Below are 15,661 nucleotides of genomic sequence, written 5' to 3'. Positions count from 1 at the left end.
AATCACCAACGGTAGACGCACTAAGTTGTAACCCGTGCGTTTAGGAGTGCTTGATGTCGGCAGTAACACAGTCCACCTGTTGGTTGTCGATGCCCACCGGGGCGGTCACCCGACCCCGATGAGTTCGACGAAGTCGACACTGCGGCTGGCCGAGCAGATCGATGCCGATGGCCGGCTCTCGCAGCGCGGTGCCGATGGGTTGATCGACTCGGTCGACGAGTTCACGAAAATCGCCTACACCTCGGGTTGCAAGCAGGTCATGGCGTTCGCCACCTCGGCGGTACGCGACGCGGCGAACTGCGACGAGGTGCTCGAACGCGTCGCCGAGGCGACCGGGGTGCGGGTCGTGGTGCTCTCGGGTGTCGACGAGGCCCGCCTGACCTCGCTGGCGGTGCGCCGCTGGTACGGGTGGGGTTCTGGCCGGATTGTCGCCCTCGACATCGGTGGCGGCTCGCTGGAGCTGTCGAATGGGGTCGACGAGGAACCGGACGTCGCGCTGTCGCTGCCGCTGGGAGCGGGCAGGCTCACCAGGGAGTGGCTCATGGAGGACCCCCCTGGCCGGCGGCGCGTTGCGGTGTTGCGTGACTGGCTCGATGCCGAGCTCGCGGCGGGCGCCAAAGAACTCATCGCAGCGGGCTCCCCGGACCTGGCGGTGGGCACGTCCAAAACGTTCCGCTCGCTGGCGCGACTCACCGGTGCGGCCCCTTCCAGCGCAGGACCCCGAGTCAAGAGGACACTGACCATCAGTGGTTTGAGACAGTTGATCGCGTTCATCTCCCGGATGACTGCAGCGGATCGAGCCGAACTGGAGGGGGTGAGTGTGGACCGCGCAGGACAGCTGGTGGCGGGCGCACTCGTCGCGGAGGCGAGCATGCGCGCGCTGTCGATCGATACTTTGGAGATATGCCCATGGGCCCTACGCGAAGGTGTCATTCTGCGCAGACTGGATCTGGAGTCCAGCGACACCGAGTTGCCGGCGGGCGAACGCTAAGGATGGTGAACTAACTCATGGCCAGAGGATCGGATCCCGATTCACGTCCCATCTCGGTTGCCGAGTTGCTGGCGCGCGCCAAAGAGGCCGGTGCGACGGACGTCGCCGAGGCAGCGGCCAACTCACCGGCAGCCACCGGCCGCCGCCATCGCGGTGGTAAGGACGGCATCTCCGTCGCCGAGCTGACCGGCGAGATCCCGCGTATCGCCGAGCCCACGACACCGCCGCCCACCCGCGACTTCAATTCTGCTGACGTCTCCGAGCGTGCCGGATCGTCGGCGCCCGAGGCCGACGTCGCCGAGACGAAGCCCGCCCCCGCGGTGTCAGCTGACTCGGCGGAGCAGGAGGAGGCCCCGTCCGACCCGGAACCGGAAAAGGCCGAACCCCAGGCGACGGGGCCGTCTGTCGCCGATACGTCCGATCAGCATTCGGACTCCGAGACCACCGGCGTCATCTCCTCGGTGCAGGCGTACTCGCAGGTCGACGACGAGGACCCGAACCGCGATCGTCAGGATGATCATCGGGTTCTCAGCGCCGCCGAGCGGGACCGCGAGTTCGAGGCATACCGCAATTTCGAGGACGTCGACGCGACCCCGTCACCGACCGGTGAGCCGAAGAAGAAACGCGGCATCCTGGGATTCGGACGCAAGAAGGCGGCCGCGGCCACGCCGTCCGCACCTGCATCGCCGAGGACCTCTCGGGACCAAGCGGACGATACCGATCATGAAGTGACGCAGCTCATACCGACGGTCACCGCGACACCGCCGCCGTACCCTCCGGCCTTCGCCACGGACGGTCCGCCTCCGCCTGTGCCCGCCGAGTCCGCCACACCGGCTCAGTCGCCTGCGCCCGGGGCTGCGCCGGCCGATACCGGCCGATACCTGCGTTTCGACGTCGACGACGACGCGTCGTCCCGCGTCGACACCACGAAGCGTGCGAGCTCCGATGAGTCGAATGCTGCACCCGCCCAGGCGGATACCCGTGGATTCGGGGCGTTTGCGAGCGCAACCCCGGCCGTCGAGACCCCGGCCGGAGAGCCGTCGTCAGTAGAGACGCCGGGCGACGACGCGAACTCGGGTGCCGATGCTGTGCGGACCCGGCTGACCGGATCGGCCGCGGCACAGGAGCACCCGCCCGCCGGTGACCGCGCCCACGATGAGGCGGCTCCCGCGGAGTCCACGGACAAGTCGCCGTCGGTCCAGTGGCTGTTGCTCATCGGTCAGGTGCTGGCCGGGTTGGCCGTCGGCGTCGCGCTCTTCTGGGGCTTCACCGAATTGTGGCGCTGGAATGTGTATTTCGCACTCATACTCGCGGTCGCGGTGATCTTCGGGTTGGTCACCCTGGTGCACGTCGTGCGGCGCAGCCAGGATCTGATCAGCACCCTGCTGGCATTGGGTGTCGGCTTGCTCGTGACGATTGGTCCGTTGGTGCTGTTGCTCGTCGCCGGAGACTGAGGAGTCGGTGTCGGAACAGGGTCGGGACGACCCCGCGGCGGCTTCGCAGGATCAGTCGCTTCGTGGTGAGATCGCCGTCGGGTTGTCGACGGCGTCGGTTTACCCGCAGAACACCGAGGCGGCCTTTCAGTACGCCAACGAACTCGGCTATGACGGCATCGAACTGATGGTGTGGGCGGAGCCGGTCAGCCAGGACATCGATCGGGTCGCGATGCTGTCTGACCGCTATCACCTTCCTGTGCTGTCGGTGCATGCGCCGTGTCTGCTGATCTCGCAGGGGATATGGGGCCGCGACCCCATCGCGAAACTGGCGCGGGCGGTGACCGCTGCCGAGGACCTGGGCGCGGACACGGTGGTCGTACATCCGCCGTTTCGGTGGCAGCGCAGGTACGCGCGTGAGTTCTCTGTGCTCGTCGCGACCCTGGAAGAGGACTCCGACGTCGCGGTGGCCGTGGAGAACATGTTCCCTATCCGCACCGATCGGTTCTTCGGGAAGTACGAGGGCGCTGCCGACCGGATGCGCAGGCGCGGGGGCCCGGGTTCGTCGGTGTCGGCGTACGCGACCTCCTTCGACCCCACCGACGACGGTTATGCGCACTACACCCTCGACATCTCACACGCCGCGACGTCGGGCGTCGACGTCCTCGCGATGCTCGACCGGATGGGCACCGGTCTGCGCCACCTGCACCTCACGGACGGGTCGGGGGCGGCCGTCGACGAACATCTGGTCCCGGGTGATGGGTCGCAGCCGTGTGTGCAAGTGTGTAACCGTCTTGCCGATAGCGGTTTCTCTGGTTCGGCCGTGCTGGAAGTCAGCAGCAGCGCGGTCAACACCAAAGCTGAAAGACTCGAAATCCTTTCCCGCTCACTGGATTTCGCACGTACACACCTAGAGCGGCCTTGACTTACAGGAGCATCGGAAAGTTGTCTGCGCCCACTCTCGACCAACTCAACACGTTGCGGACCGACGGTCCCAGTGGTCCGGATCACATCGAATACACCGCTGTGATCGACCCCGTGTTCACCATCGGGCCGAAGGTTCACGGTGGGACCACCCAGATGCTCTCCGCGAAGGCGGCGTTGGCGGGTTTCATCGCCACAGCCCCCGAGGGCGCACCGCCCGCCACCGGGCTCGCGCCAGTGGCGATCTCCACCAATTACCTCGGTGCCCCCGATCCGGCGGAGATCACCCTCATGGTGTGGGTCCGCAAGCGTGGTCGCACTGTCTCGCTCGTGGACGTCGAGGTCCACCAGAAGGGCCGGAACCTGATCCACTCGACAGTGACGATCGGCACCCTCGACACCGAAGGTCACTTCTCCGCCCCCACTCCGTTGACCGCGCTGCCGATCGAACCCCCGGACGACGTGATCTGGGTCGACCAGAGCCCCATGGGCGACGTCATGCACCTGTCGGCGTCGATCGACGTGGCCATCGAGCCCGACTCGCTCGCCTTCATCAAGGGGGAGAAGGCGGACCCGGTGTTCCGGATGTGGGCTCGTCCGAAGGAGGGCGTGACCGATGGGCTGTTCGCGGTCCTGAGCGGCGATCTGAGCGCCCCGGTCGTGATGAACCTGCATCTGTTCGGCTGGGCGCCGACCGTTCAGCTGACGACGTATCTGCGGCGCTTGCCGGCGCCGGGATGGCTACGTATCCAGGCCTCGAGTGCCGAGGTCGGGCACGGGTGGTTCGAAGAAGATCATCTCGTCATCGACTCCGCGGGCGACGTCATCGTGCAAACCCGGCAGCTCGCGTTGATACCGGCGTCGGGCTGACAAGCACCCGTCGGGATACCGGCGTCGGGCTGACGACCTCCCCTTGCGAATGAACCTTCCAGAAACGAGAAAGTGAACTCATGACCCAGCGAATCGCCATCATCGGCGGTGGAAACATCGGGGAGGCGTTGCTCGCCGGCCTGATCGGATCCGGAAAACCGACCAAGGACCTGGTGATCGCGGAGAAGTCGCCGAGCCGGGGCAAGGAGCTCACCGAGGAGTACGGCGTCCGGGTGACCGACATCGCCGACGCCGTCGAGGGCGCGAACATCGTCGTACTGGCCATCAAGCCGGGCGACGTGGATGCGGTCCTGGCCGTGATCGCCGACGTCGAGGATGTCGGTGAGGTCGAGCGCCTGACAGTCACCCTCGTCAGTGGACTCCCCACCGCCAAATACGAGAACGCGCTGCCCGCCGGTGCACCCGTGGTGCGGGTGATGCCGAACACCCCCATGCTCGTGGGAGAGGCGATGAGCGGCGTCACCGGTGGGCGTTATGCGACCGAGGAACACGTCGCGACTGTCGTCACGCTGCTCGAGACCGTCGGTAAGGTCGTCGTCGTGCCCGAAAAGCAGATCGATGCGATCACCGCGCTCTCCGGGTCGGGACCGGCATACCTGTTCCTGGTGGCCGAGGCGATGATCGACGCCGGGGTCTCGCTCGGGCTCACGCGTGCGCTTGCCACCGAGTTGGCGGCGCAGACGGTGCGGGGTTCGGGCGTTCTGCTGACCGACTCGGGACTGTCGCCGGTCGATCTGCGGGCTGCGGTCACCTCGCCCGCCGGGACGACCGCCGCAGCGCTTCTGGAGATGGAAAAGCACGGCCTGCGGCACGCGGTCGCCGAAGGTGTTCGCGCGAGCGCGGCGAAGAGTGAGGCGATCGGGCGAGTTGTGCTGTCGGGGATCGAGTCGTCCTAGGCTTCGGCCACCCCTGTCGTTGCCGGTGGACGGCGCAAAAACGGGTGGGGCGGGTGGCGGGAAGGCCTGATTCCGCAAGAAATCCGAATCAGTTGCCCACTCACGTCGCTTTAACCCCACCCGCCACGCTAAGCTTCGCTGAGCACGTGCGTGTCTGGAGTCCGCCGGAGGGGAAGCCGAGCGGCCGCGACGCGTGCCCCGGAGGTATGAAATTTTCATGGCATCTGCAAGTAAGCCAGGTGACAACGCCGGTGGTGGAACTCAGTTCCTGACCGTCGCAGAGGTCGCATCCCTGATGCGCGTCTCGAAGATGACCGTGTACCGCCTGGTACACAACGGAGAACTGCCCGCGGTACGTGTGGGTCGATCCTTCCGCGTGCACGCCAAGGCAGTGCACGACTATCTCGAGACGTCCTATTTCGACGCCGGATAGAAATCCCGACTGACAAACTCAGAATCTGTCCGGGTTCGGCAGGTCGGCTGCACCACGCGGTCGGCCGATCGAGCGGGCGATTTCGTCACCGGTGCGCCGGGCGGTAAGGTTTGTAGTCGACCCGTTCGCCGGTGTTCTGGCGCGCGAAGTAAGTGAGCCAGCCTGTGTGGACGGCCAAAACCTGTAGGACCATCCGGTCAGATCGTGAGGAAGTTCCCAGATGGGTTCAGTGATCAAGAAGCGCCGCAAGCGCATGTCGAAGAAGAAGCACCGCAAGTTGCTGCGTCGCACGCGAGTGCAGCGCAGGAAACTCGGTAAGTGAGTTTTTCTTTTCTCAGAACCCGCCGCTTGTCGGCGGGTTTTGTTTTGTCAGGACGCGGGTTTGAATTGGTGGAACCCTAATCCCCGTCTCACTGGGTGAACCGGGGATCGAGTCCGTACGCTGGTCGCCATGGTCGATGGTGAGGGCGTGGTGCAGCAGACGCCACGGGTGGTTCTGGTCACCGGTGCATCGACGTTCCTCGGTGGGTATCTGACCACGAGGCTCGCCCAGAACCCTGCCGTCGAGCGGGTGATCGCGGTGGATTCGTTGGCTCCGTCGAAAGACATGTTGCGGCGGTTCGGTCGCGCAGAGTTCCTCCGCGTCGACATACGCAGGCCCACCATTGCGAAAGTGATCGACCAGGCGGGCGTCGACACGGTCGTCCATGCCGCGACATCGGTGATGGACACCGTCGGACATTCGCCCGCGATCAAAGAGTTCAACGTCATCGGGACGATGCAGTTGTGCGCCGCATGTCAGCGCAGCCCGACAGTCAAACGATTCGTGATGCGCTCGACCGGCATGGTCTATGGCGCGAGCTCGGCGGATCCCGCGCACTTCTCGGAGGACACCTCCGCGCGCCGGGAACCGACCGGTGGATATGCCCGGGACCTGATCGACGTCGAGGGTTATGCGCGCGGTCTCGGACGGCGCCGCCAGGACATGGCCGTCACCATCCTGCGTCTGACCGCAATGCTCGGTCCGCAGATCTCGAGCCGGATGAGCAAGTATTTCTCCTCGACGATCATCCCCGTCGCCATCGGGCACGAGCCGCGGTTGCAGTTCCTGCACGAGGAGGACGCCCTGTCGGTGCTCGAACACGCGACGCTCGCCGGCCGGTCCGGCATCTTCAACGTCGCGGGCGACGGGGTGCTGACACTGAGTCAGGCAGTGCGCCGGGCCGGGCGGATCGCGTTGCCGGTGCCGTCGTCGATGATGGGCACGGTCGCCGGCGTCTATCGCGGAATGCGCGTGAGCACGATGCAGCTCGATCAGATCGACTACCTGACGTTCGGGCGCGTACTCGACACCACGCGGATGCGCACCGAACTCGGTTTCGGCCCGAGGTACACGAGCATGGAGACGTTCGACGACTTCTTGTCTCGAAAACCCTTGGCGCCGGTGGTCTCTCCGGCGGCGTGGCGCCGGATGGAGGAGTGGACGAGGCAGGCCGCGAAACAACTGACGTGAGAAAATGACCGTCAAGATCTATTTTTGAGGGTGCCGAGTGGCGGCGAGGTCACCGGGGCGGGGACAATCAGGATGCGGGTGCGCAAGAAGCATCACGAGCGGGGAGTCAGGCTTCGGCTTGAGGGAGGTGTGCGCGGTGCCCAATCGGGACCAGACGTCCGATGCACGGACGGCTAAAGTGATCCAGCTCTATTCGAGTTCGCCGGGTCCGGACGGTCAGCCGCGTCGCAGACATCCTTCGCAAAGCTATGGACCCCAGACGAGATCGGCGGCGGCTCAGCAGAATTCGGTCGGGCATCCGAACACCGATGATTTCGACCAGGCCGCGGTCACCCTGATCAGCGACGACGTCCGCGCCCAGATCGAGGCCGGCCGGTACGCCGAGGCAGCCAAGACATCGTCGTCCTTCCTGAATCTCGATGGAGTGCGCCACGCGCTCGCCGACACCCTGACCGGCGCGGCCGGATATCTGCGGCAGCGCGTCACCGGCGACTACGAGGTCGACGACTTCGGCTTCGACCCGCACTTCACCGAGTCGGTCTGGCTGCCCGCGATGCGCGTGCTGTTCGACAAGTGGTTCCGCGTGGATGTGAGCGGGATCGACAATCTCCCGCTTGAGGGCGGCGCGCTGCTCGTCGCCAACCATGCCGGCACCATCCCGATCGACGCCCTGATGACCTCGGTCGCGGTACACGACTATCACCAGAATCGGCGCCACCTGCGGGTGCTCGCCGCAGACCTGGCCTTCGACACGCCATTCATCAGCGAGGTCGCCCGACGTACGGGGTCGACCCTGGCCTGCACCGCCGACGCCCAGCGGCTGTTGCGGGGCGGGGAGCTCACCGCCGTCTGGCCCGAAGGGTTCAAGGGCATCGGCAAGCTCTACAAAGACCGCTACAAGCTGCAGCGATTCGGACGTGGTGGCTTCGTGACCACCGCCTTGCGGGCGGGCGTCCCGATCATCCCGGTCTCGATCGTGGGGTCAGAGGAGATCTATCCGATGCTCAACGACCTCAAGCCCATCGCGCGCCTGCTCGGACTGCCCTACATCCCCGTCACCCCTACCTTCCCCCTCCTCGGACCGCTCGGCCTCGTGCCGCTCCCGTCGAAGTGGCAGATCCATTTCGGGACGCCGATCGCCACCGACCACTTCGACGAGCAGGCGGCCGACGATCCGATGGTTGTCTTCGACGTCACCGATCATGTGCGTGAGGAGATCCAGCAGACCCTGTTCCGGATGCTCAGTCGCCGCTCCAGCGTCTACTTCGGCTGACCGGGGTCCGGGCATGAGCGCTGTCGTCGAGGAGGTGGACAGGCGTCTGACGCCGTGGCGTGAGGTACTCGGCGCCGATTGGGACCCCTATCGCAATCACGTCCAGCGCGTGCTGGCATTCTGCGACGAGTTGCACGCGATCTCGTTCCGCGCGCCGCACAGTCCCGTCCCGAGTACGACCGAGGAGTACCTGACCGCGGCCGCCTTCCACGACCTCGGGATCTGGTCGGCGGGCACCTTCGACTACTTGCCGCCGTCGGTGGATTTGGCACAGCAGTGGTTGCGTGAGCAGGATCGGGGAGACCTGAGAACCCTTGTCACCGAGATGATCTCGGATCATCACAAGGTGCGCAGGGCAGGACCGCCCGCGTCGCCGATCGAGGTGTTCCGGCGCGCCGACACGATGGACGTCAGCTTCGGCCTCGTTCGCTTCGGGGTGCCGCGCCGCCGCTATTCGGCGGTCTCGAAGGAGTTGCCCGACAACGGCTTCCACCGCAGACTCATCAACCTGACGATCCGGCGCACCCGCGAACACCCCACCTCGCCGCTGCCCATGTTCAAGTGGTGACCCGCCCCCCGATGATGGGTTGTTTTGGCGACAAAAGCCCAGGTGAGATCCGCTAAAACAACCCATTTCCGGGATTGGAGGGCCGGGGGTCAGCGGCGGAGGTGTTTGACGGCTGCGGCAGCGCCGCCACCTGCGGCGCCGAGTAGCACCGCCGTCGGGACGCCGATCTTCGCGGCCTTCCGTGCCGTTCGATAGTCCCGGACCTCCCAGCCGCGCACGCGCGCGACATCGCGCAGGTCGGTGTCGGGATTGATCGCGACGGCGGTACCGACCAGCGACAGCATCGGGACGTCGTTGTGGGAGTCGGAGTAGGCGGTGCAGCGTTTGAGATTCAAGCCCTCGCGGATCGCGAGTGACCGGACCGCGTGGGCCTTGCCGAGCCCGTGCAGCAGGTCGCCGACCAGTCGTCCGGTGAAAACCCCGTCGACGCTCTCGGCGACCGTGCCCAGCGCCCCGGTCAACCCGAGCCGCTCGGCGATGGTCTGGGCCAGTTCCACTGGCGTGGCGGTGACGAGCCATACCTGCTGACCTGCGTCGATGTGCATCTGGGCCAGCGCCGCGGTCCCCGGCCAGATCTTGTCGGCGATGAACTCGTCGTAGATCTCCTCGCCCACGCGGACCAGCTCTGCGGTGGAGCGGCCCGCGATGAACGAGAGGGCCTTTTCCCGGCCCTGCGCGACGTCTTCGGAGTTCTCGCGTCCGGTGATGCGGAACTTCGCCTGCGCCCAGACGAACTCCATGATGTCGCGGTAGCTGAAGTAGTCCCGGGCGGCCAGACCTCGGGCGAAGTGGATCATCGACGACCCCTGGACCAGGGTGTTGTCGACGTCGAAAAAGGCGGCAGCGGTGAGATCGGGCGGTACGACGGTGGGGCGGCCGGGTTCGTCCACGTCGGCATCGCCCTGTTCCAGGCGCGGATCGATGAGGGTGTCGCCGCCGCCGGGCAGCGCACGCTCCCGGAGTTTTGCGTAGGCGGCGTGGGCGCTGGCCTCACCCGCCAGAGACTGACGGAGTTCCCCGGCGGACTGGCGGAACCTGCCGACACGGCTGGTCAGGGGTGACAGTGGGCCGGATGCGGTCGCGGGCCGGACTTCGGCTGCCTCGTCGTCGAGGTCGTCGCCGTCGAGGTCGTCACCGTCGAGGTCGTCACCGTCTGGGGCGTCGTCGTCCGGGGCATCGTCATCCGGTGAATCGTCGTCGACGAGATCGTCGTCGTCGAGTGCAGGATCAAACTGGTCTTCGGGTTCGTCGAGGCGGGATCGGTCTGCGTCACCGGCGTTGTCGTCGCCCGGAGTATTTGTCACTCGCATCGCCTCCTGTGGGTCTCGTTCAGCGTAGTCGGTGCCCGGGTGATGACCGGAGGTCCCGCCGCGCGCGTGCCCTGTGACTTACGCGGGCGTGCCTGTCACCCACGCGGGCGTGCCCGTCAGCCACGCGGGCGTGCCCGTCAGCCACGCGGGCGTGCCCGTCAGCCACGCGGGCGTGCCTGTCAGACTGGCTGGGTGATGATCACGTTGCTCACCAGGGAGGGGTGCACCGCCTGCGCCCAGGCCCGCGCCGACCTCGACCCGCTCATCGCCGACTTCGCGGTCGAGTTCGAGGAAATCGACGTCGATGCCATCGCGGACACCGACCCGGGCGTACGCGCCGAGTTCGGCGATCGGTTGCCGGTCATTCTTCTCGATGGTCGTGAGCACAGCTACTGGGAAGTCGATATCCCCAGGTTGCGAGCCGATTTGCAGGCGTCATCTGGACAGTAGTCCAGACGGATGAACAGAAATCGGGGGGCCGAGTTTGTGAATCGATTCACAAGCGGTAACGTGATAGCGCGAGTCAGTGCGTTCGCGGTGCTTTTCGCAAGCATCACGCCTGCTCCGCGACCCGCAGAAACTTGGGTCTGCAGAGCCGCGGACGGTGGCGCCCAATGAGGAAGACGGTCGGCATGGGGAAGAGTCCTGCAGATGCGGGAGACAAGGGGAACTCGGGTTCGGCCGGTGGCCCACAGCCCGACATCCCGAGCGCTGCCGTTGCCCGGCTCGCCACCTACCTGCACGTGTTGCGTTCCATGAGCGAAACCGGCGCCATGGTCGTCTCGTCCGGACAACTCGCAGCCGCCGCCGGTGTGAACTCCGCAATTCTTCGAAAAGACCTCTCCCACGTCGGTTCGGGTGGAGTGCGCGGCGTCGGTTACGACGTCAGCCGCCTCGTCGCCCGCATCGCGTTGGCGCTCGGTGTCGAGCACAACCACAACGTGGTGCTCGCCGGTGCCGGTCATCTCGGTAAGGCCCTCATCAACCGCGTGGGCTTCGATCGCCGCGGCATCAAGATCGTCGCCATGGTCGAAGCCGACCCGCAGTTGGTCGGCACGTCCATCGCCGCCGCCGAAGGTGAACTCCAGGTCCGCGGGCTCGCGGAGATCCCGGCGATCTGTGCGGAGCATCGCGTCGAGATCGCGGTGCTGGCGACATCGGATGAGAACGCCCAGATCACGTGCGACAGCTTCGTCGCCGCCGGGGTGCAGCAGATCCTCAATTTCACGTGCGTGGCACCCCGGGTGCCCGAGCACGTCTACGTCAGGCCGGTCGACTTCGCTCTGGAGTTGCAGGTGATGGCGTTCAACGCGACGCGCAGGCATAGCGCGGAAGCTCAAGTTGTGCAGCGTAATTCGACCCCAGGCGGTCGGACGCAATCGAAACAAAGGTCGGTGGGCGTGTGAGTATCTTCCTGTTCGGCATCTCGCACCGCAGCGCGCCGGTGCCGATACTCGAGCGGCTCGCCGTCACCGACACCGATCGCCCGAAGCTGATCGAGGATCTACTCGACAGCCCGCAGATCAGCGAGGCGATGATCGTCTCCACCTGCAACCGCGTCGAGGTCTATGCCGTGGTCGACGCCTTCCACCCCGCGCTCGAGGCGGTGGGCGAGGTGATGGGCAGGCATTCAGGCATGACGGTCAACGAGATGACCAAATACGCCTATGTCCGGTACTCCGAGGCCGTGGTGGAGCATCTGTTCTCGGTCGCCGCGGGCCTGGACTCGATGGTCGTCGGCGAACAGCAGATCCTGGGCCAGATCCGGTCGTCGTATGCCAGCGCCGATGCCAACCGCTCGGCAGGCCGGGTGCTGCACGAGTTGGCTCAGCAGGCGCTGCGGGTGGGCAAGCGGGTCCACAGTGAGACCGGTCTCGATCGTGCGGGCGCCTCGGTGGTGTCCGTGTCCCTCGAGCGCGCCAAGGGCGTCCTCGGCGGTGACATCGGTTCGGCCGTCGTGTTCGGTGCGGGTGCCATGGGCGGACTCGCTGCTGCGCACCTCGCCAGGGCAGGTGTCACCGACCTCATGGTGGTGAACCGGACGTTCGAGAAGGCGCAGCACCTCGCGGCCAATGTCACCAAGAATCACGGCGTGAACGCCCGCGCGGTCGAGATGGACGAACTGACGGACGCACTGGCCGGCGCCGACGTCCTCGTCACCTGTACGGGCACCATCGGCACCGTGGTCGGCGTCGGCGAGGTGCATTCGGCACTCGCCAGGCGGACCGCTCCGGGGCCGCTGGTCATCTGCGACCTCGGATTGCCCCGCAACGTCGATCCTGCGGCCGGGCGGCTACCCGATGTGCACATCATCGACATCGAGGGTCTGCGCGGCGATGAGGGCACCAAAGCGGCCGACGCCGACGAGGTCGCGGCGCGCGACATCGTGCTGGCAGAGCTCGCCGACTACCTCACGCATCAGCGCCAGGCCGAGGTGACGCCCACCGTGACGGCACTGCGGCAACGGGCGGCCGAGGTGGTGCAGGCCGAGATGCTGCGTCTGGAGAGCCGGCTCCCCGGTCTCGACGACCCTCAGCGCGACGAGGTCGCCAAGACCGTGCGGCGCGTCGTCGACAAGCTCCTGCACGCGCCGACCGTGCGCGTGAAACAACTCGCCAGCACCCCACAGGGCGATCATTACGCCGAGGCCCTGCGCGAACTCTTTGAACTCAAACCCGGTGCGGCGGAATCGGTGTCCGCGCCCGAGGTCGGTCTCGGCGAGACCGACACCCATGGAAAGGCCCGGTAGCAGCAATTGAGTGAGTCCAGTCCGAATCCGATCCGGATCGGCACCCGTGGTTCCTTGCTGGCCACCACCCAGGCCGGCACCGTCCGCGACGCCCTGATCGCCGCCGGACACCCGGCCGAACTCGTCATCATCAAGACCGCCGGCGACCTGTCGGCGGCCCCGGTCCAGCAGATCGGGGTCGGTGTCTTCACGACCGCGATCCGTCAGGCGCTGACCAGCCGCGAGGTCGACGTGGCGGTGCACTCGTACAAAGACCTGCCGACCGCACCCGAGCCCGGCCTCGAGATCGCCGCCATCCCGCCCCGTGAGGATCCACGTGACGCACTCGTCGCCGCGGGCGGAAAAGTGCTCGGTGAGCTGCTGCCGGGCGCCACGGTCGGTACCTCCGCGCCGCGACGGGCAGCGCAGCTTAGAGCATTGGGTCTCGGTTTGGAAATCCGCCCCCTACGAGGCAACCTTGATTCTCGGTTGGGCAAAGTCGCCAGCGGGGAACTCGACGCGGTGGTAGTAGCCCGGGCCGGACTCGTACGAATCGGACGGACCGATGAGGTCGCCGAAGCGTTGGATCCGGTTCAGATGCTACCGGCGCCTGCACAGGGCGCCTTGGCCGTGGAGTGCCGCGCAGACGATGCCCAACTGGTGAGCATTCTCGCCGAGTTGGACGATCCGTCCACCCGTGCGGCGATTGACGCCGAACGTGCTGTGCTTGCGGCCCTCGAGGCCGGATGCACGGCACCGATCGGTGCTTTGGCCGAGGTGGTCGAGTCGATCGATGAGGACGGACGCATATTCACCGAGCTGTCGCTCCGCGCGACGGTCGTTGCCGAAGATGGTTCGGACGCGATCAAGGCCTCGGTGGTGGGTCCGACCGAACGAGCGACCGAACTCGGCCGAGAACTTGCCGCAGAACTGCTGGATCAGGGAGCAAAAGAGCTCCTCTAGAGCCAGCGGGCCGAGCTACAGCCCCACGGGGCAGGAGTGCTGAGCATGAGCCGTACCAAAAAGGCCGTTACCCCTGGTCGCATTCTCTTTGTCGGGGCAGGCCCCGGCGACCCGGGATTGTTGACCGTCCGCGCACGCACCGCGATCGAGAACGCCGTCACGGTGTTCATCGATCCCGACGTGCCGTCCGCGGTCGTCGACCAGATCGGTGTCAAACCCGGGCAGCAGGCCGAGTCGAGGACCGGTTCCTCGCGGACTGTCAAACCGAGCAAACAAGACCCTAGCGCCGCGGCAGACGGCTCCGATCAGCAGGGTGGTGAACACGACACCCCCGCCTCCGATGCCCCCGTCGCGGATGAGCCGCTGAGCAATGTGCGTCCGGCACTGGGCGATCCGAACGAGGTGGCCAAGACGCTGGTCGCGACCGCCCGCGAGGGTGAGGACGTGGTCCGGCTCGTCGCAGGCGACCCGTTGACCACGGATTCGGTCCTCGCCGAGGTCAACGCCGTCGCCCGCACCCAGGTGCAGTTCGAGGTCATCCCCGGACTACCCGCCACGGCCGCTGTGCCGAGTTACGCGGGTATGCCGCTGGGCTCGGGGCACACCGAGGCAGATGTCCGTGGAGAGGTCGACTGGGCGGCCCTGGCCGCCGCGCCCGGACCGCTGGTCCTGCACGCGACGTCGGGCCACCTGGCCGAGACCGCCAGTGCGCTGACCGAGCACGGCCTGGCCGCGCAGACGCCTGCAGCGATCACCGTCAACGGCACCACCTGCCAGCAGCGCACCATCGAGGCGACGCTGGCCACCCTGAACGAGAGCGGCAGCGCCCTGACCGGGCCGCTGATCGTCACCATCGGCAAGGTCGTCACGCAGCGCGGCAAGCTCAGCTGGTGGGAGTCGCGGGCCCTGTACGGCTGGACCGTGCTCGTGCCCCGCACCAAGGATCAGGCCGGCGACATGTCGGATCGGCTCGTCACGCACGGCGCCATCCCGATGGAGGTTCCGACGATCGCGGTCGAGCCCCCTCGCAGTCCCGCGCAGATGGAACGCGCTGTCAAGGGTCTGGTCGACGGTCGCTACCAGTGGGTCGTCTTCACCTCCACCAATGCGGTGCGTGCCGTCTGGGACAAGTTCGCCGAATTCGGTTTGGACGCACGTGCTTTCAGCGGCGTCAAGATCGCCTGCGTCGGTGAGGCCACCGCAGAAAAGGTCCGCGGTTTCGGTATCAACCCAGAACTGCTGCCCTCGGGTGAGCAGTCCTCACTGGGACTGCTCGAGGATTTCCCGCCGTACGACGACGTCTTCGACCCGGTGAACCGGATCCTGTTGCCGCGCGCCGACATCGCCACCGAGACCCTGTCCGAGGGCCTGCGCGGCCGCGGCTGGGAGATCGACGACGTCACCGCGTACCGCACGGTCCGCGCCGCGCCGCCGCCCGCCGAGACCCGCGAGATGATCAAGACCGGCGGGTTCGACGCGGTCTGCTTCACCTCGAGCTCGACCGTCCGCAACCTGGTCGGCATCGCCGGCAAGCCGCATGCGCGCACGATCGTCGCCTGCATCGGACCGAAGACCGCCGAGACGGCCACCGAGTTCGGCCTCCGGGTCGACGTGCGGCCGGAGAACGCGTCGGTGCCGGAACTGGTCGACGCGCTCGCCGAGCACGCCGCCCGGCTGCGCGCCGAGGGTGCCTTGCCTCCGCCGCGTAAGAAGGCTCGTCGGTCGCGCTCGTAGGCTG

General features: G+C 66.6%; 16 protein-coding genes. 15 read left to right on the top strand and 1 reads right to left on the bottom strand.

Annotation, left to right across the window (positions count from 1 at the left end; genetic code table 11):
* The first annotated feature begins 34 nt into the window (after nt 1-34).
* From BFL43_RS15335 to BFL43_RS15290, 10 genes are all read left to right on the top strand, one after another.
* Nucleotides 35-991, top strand: coding sequence for a Ppx/GppA phosphatase family protein (locus BFL43_RS15335; RefSeq protein WP_084893373.1), 957 nt, complete (start codon nt 35-37; stop codon nt 989-991).
* A gap of 17 nt (nt 992-1,008) precedes the next feature.
* A complete protein-coding gene (locus BFL43_RS15330) occupies nt 1,009-2,445 on the top strand; it encodes a hypothetical protein (protein ID WP_084893372.1) in 1,437 nt (478 codons plus the stop codon).
* 7 nt (nt 2,446-2,452) lie between these two features.
* Complete coding sequence (locus tag BFL43_RS15325; RefSeq protein WP_084893371.1) at nt 2,453-3,349, top strand: sugar phosphate isomerase/epimerase; 897 nt, start codon at nt 2,453-2,455, stop codon at nt 3,347-3,349.
* A gap of 20 nt (nt 3,350-3,369) precedes the next feature.
* Complete coding sequence (locus tag BFL43_RS15320; RefSeq protein WP_084893406.1) at nt 3,370-4,218, top strand: thioesterase family protein; 849 nt, start codon at nt 3,370-3,372, stop codon at nt 4,216-4,218.
* Nucleotides 4,219-4,298: 80 nt separating this feature from the next.
* A complete protein-coding gene (proC, locus tag BFL43_RS15315; protein WP_084893370.1) occupies nt 4,299-5,135 on the top strand; it encodes a pyrroline-5-carboxylate reductase in 837 nt (278 codons plus the stop codon).
* 217 nt (nt 5,136-5,352) lie between these two features.
* Complete coding sequence (locus BFL43_RS15310) at nt 5,353-5,568, top strand: helix-turn-helix domain-containing protein (RefSeq protein WP_084837273.1); 216 nt, start codon at nt 5,353-5,355, stop codon at nt 5,566-5,568.
* Nucleotides 5,569-5,788: 220 nt separating this feature from the next.
* Nucleotides 5,789-5,890: an AURKAIP1/COX24 domain-containing protein gene (locus BFL43_RS15305; RefSeq protein ID WP_003402602.1), complete on the top strand. Its 102-nt coding sequence runs from the start codon at nt 5,789-5,791 to the stop codon at nt 5,888-5,890.
* Between the two features lie 129 nt (nt 5,891-6,019).
* Complete coding sequence (locus BFL43_RS15300) at nt 6,020-7,081, top strand: NAD-dependent epimerase/dehydratase family protein (protein ID WP_084893369.1); 1,062 nt, start codon at nt 6,020-6,022, stop codon at nt 7,079-7,081.
* A 136-nt stretch (nt 7,082-7,217) separates the two neighbouring features.
* Nucleotides 7,218-8,354: a lysophospholipid acyltransferase family protein gene (locus tag BFL43_RS15295; protein ID WP_084893368.1), complete on the top strand. Its 1,137-nt coding sequence runs from the start codon at nt 7,218-7,220 to the stop codon at nt 8,352-8,354.
* Between the two features lie 13 nt (nt 8,355-8,367).
* A complete protein-coding gene (locus BFL43_RS15290) occupies nt 8,368-8,922 on the top strand; it encodes a hypothetical protein (RefSeq protein ID WP_084893367.1) in 555 nt (184 codons plus the stop codon).
* Between the two features lie 89 nt (nt 8,923-9,011).
* Here the strand turns inward: BFL43_RS15290 and BFL43_RS15285 are convergent, their stop codons facing one another.
* Nucleotides 9,012-10,226, bottom strand: coding sequence for an HAD-IB family hydrolase (locus tag BFL43_RS15285; protein ID WP_240498287.1), 1,215 nt, complete (start codon nt 10,224-10,226; stop codon nt 9,012-9,014).
* A gap of 198 nt (nt 10,227-10,424) precedes the next feature.
* Between BFL43_RS15285 and BFL43_RS15280 the strand changes: the two genes are divergently transcribed.
* The 5 genes from BFL43_RS15280 to BFL43_RS15260 all read left to right on the top strand — a co-directional run bounded on the left by BFL43_RS15280 (nt 10,425) and on the right by BFL43_RS15260 (nt 15,657).
* Nucleotides 10,425-10,682 carry a glutaredoxin family protein gene (locus BFL43_RS15280; RefSeq protein ID WP_206186679.1) on the top strand — a complete coding sequence of 86 codons (258 nt, stop codon included), beginning with the start codon at nt 10,425-10,427 and terminating at the stop codon, nt 10,680-10,682.
* Nucleotides 10,683-10,846: 164 nt separating this feature from the next.
* Nucleotides 10,847-11,638, top strand: a complete 792-nt coding sequence (locus BFL43_RS15275) for a redox-sensing transcriptional repressor Rex (protein WP_240498286.1) — start codon at nt 10,847-10,849, stop codon at nt 11,636-11,638.
* The gene (locus BFL43_RS15270) at nt 11,635-12,981 is read left to right on the top strand and encodes a glutamyl-tRNA reductase (protein WP_084893363.1); all 1,347 of its coding nucleotides are present in this window, start codon (nt 11,635-11,637) and stop codon (nt 12,979-12,981) included. The genes BFL43_RS15275 and BFL43_RS15270 overlap by 4 nt, the downstream gene beginning before the upstream one ends.
* A 6-nt stretch (nt 12,982-12,987) precedes the next feature.
* Complete coding sequence (gene hemC / locus BFL43_RS15265; RefSeq protein WP_084893362.1) at nt 12,988-13,923, top strand: hydroxymethylbilane synthase; 936 nt, start codon at nt 12,988-12,990, stop codon at nt 13,921-13,923.
* A gap of 45 nt (nt 13,924-13,968) precedes the next feature.
* A complete protein-coding gene (locus BFL43_RS15260) occupies nt 13,969-15,657 on the top strand; it encodes a bifunctional uroporphyrinogen-III C-methyltransferase/uroporphyrinogen-III synthase (RefSeq protein ID WP_084893361.1) in 1,689 nt (562 codons plus the stop codon).
* The last annotated feature ends 4 nt before the right edge of the window (nt 15,658-15,661 follow it).

This window comes from Williamsia sp. 1135 (genome assembly GCF_002095395.1).
Classification (GTDB): Bacteria; Actinomycetota; Actinomycetes; order Mycobacteriales; family Mycobacteriaceae; genus Williamsia.
This window is presented reverse-complemented; position numbering and strand designations above follow the sequence as displayed.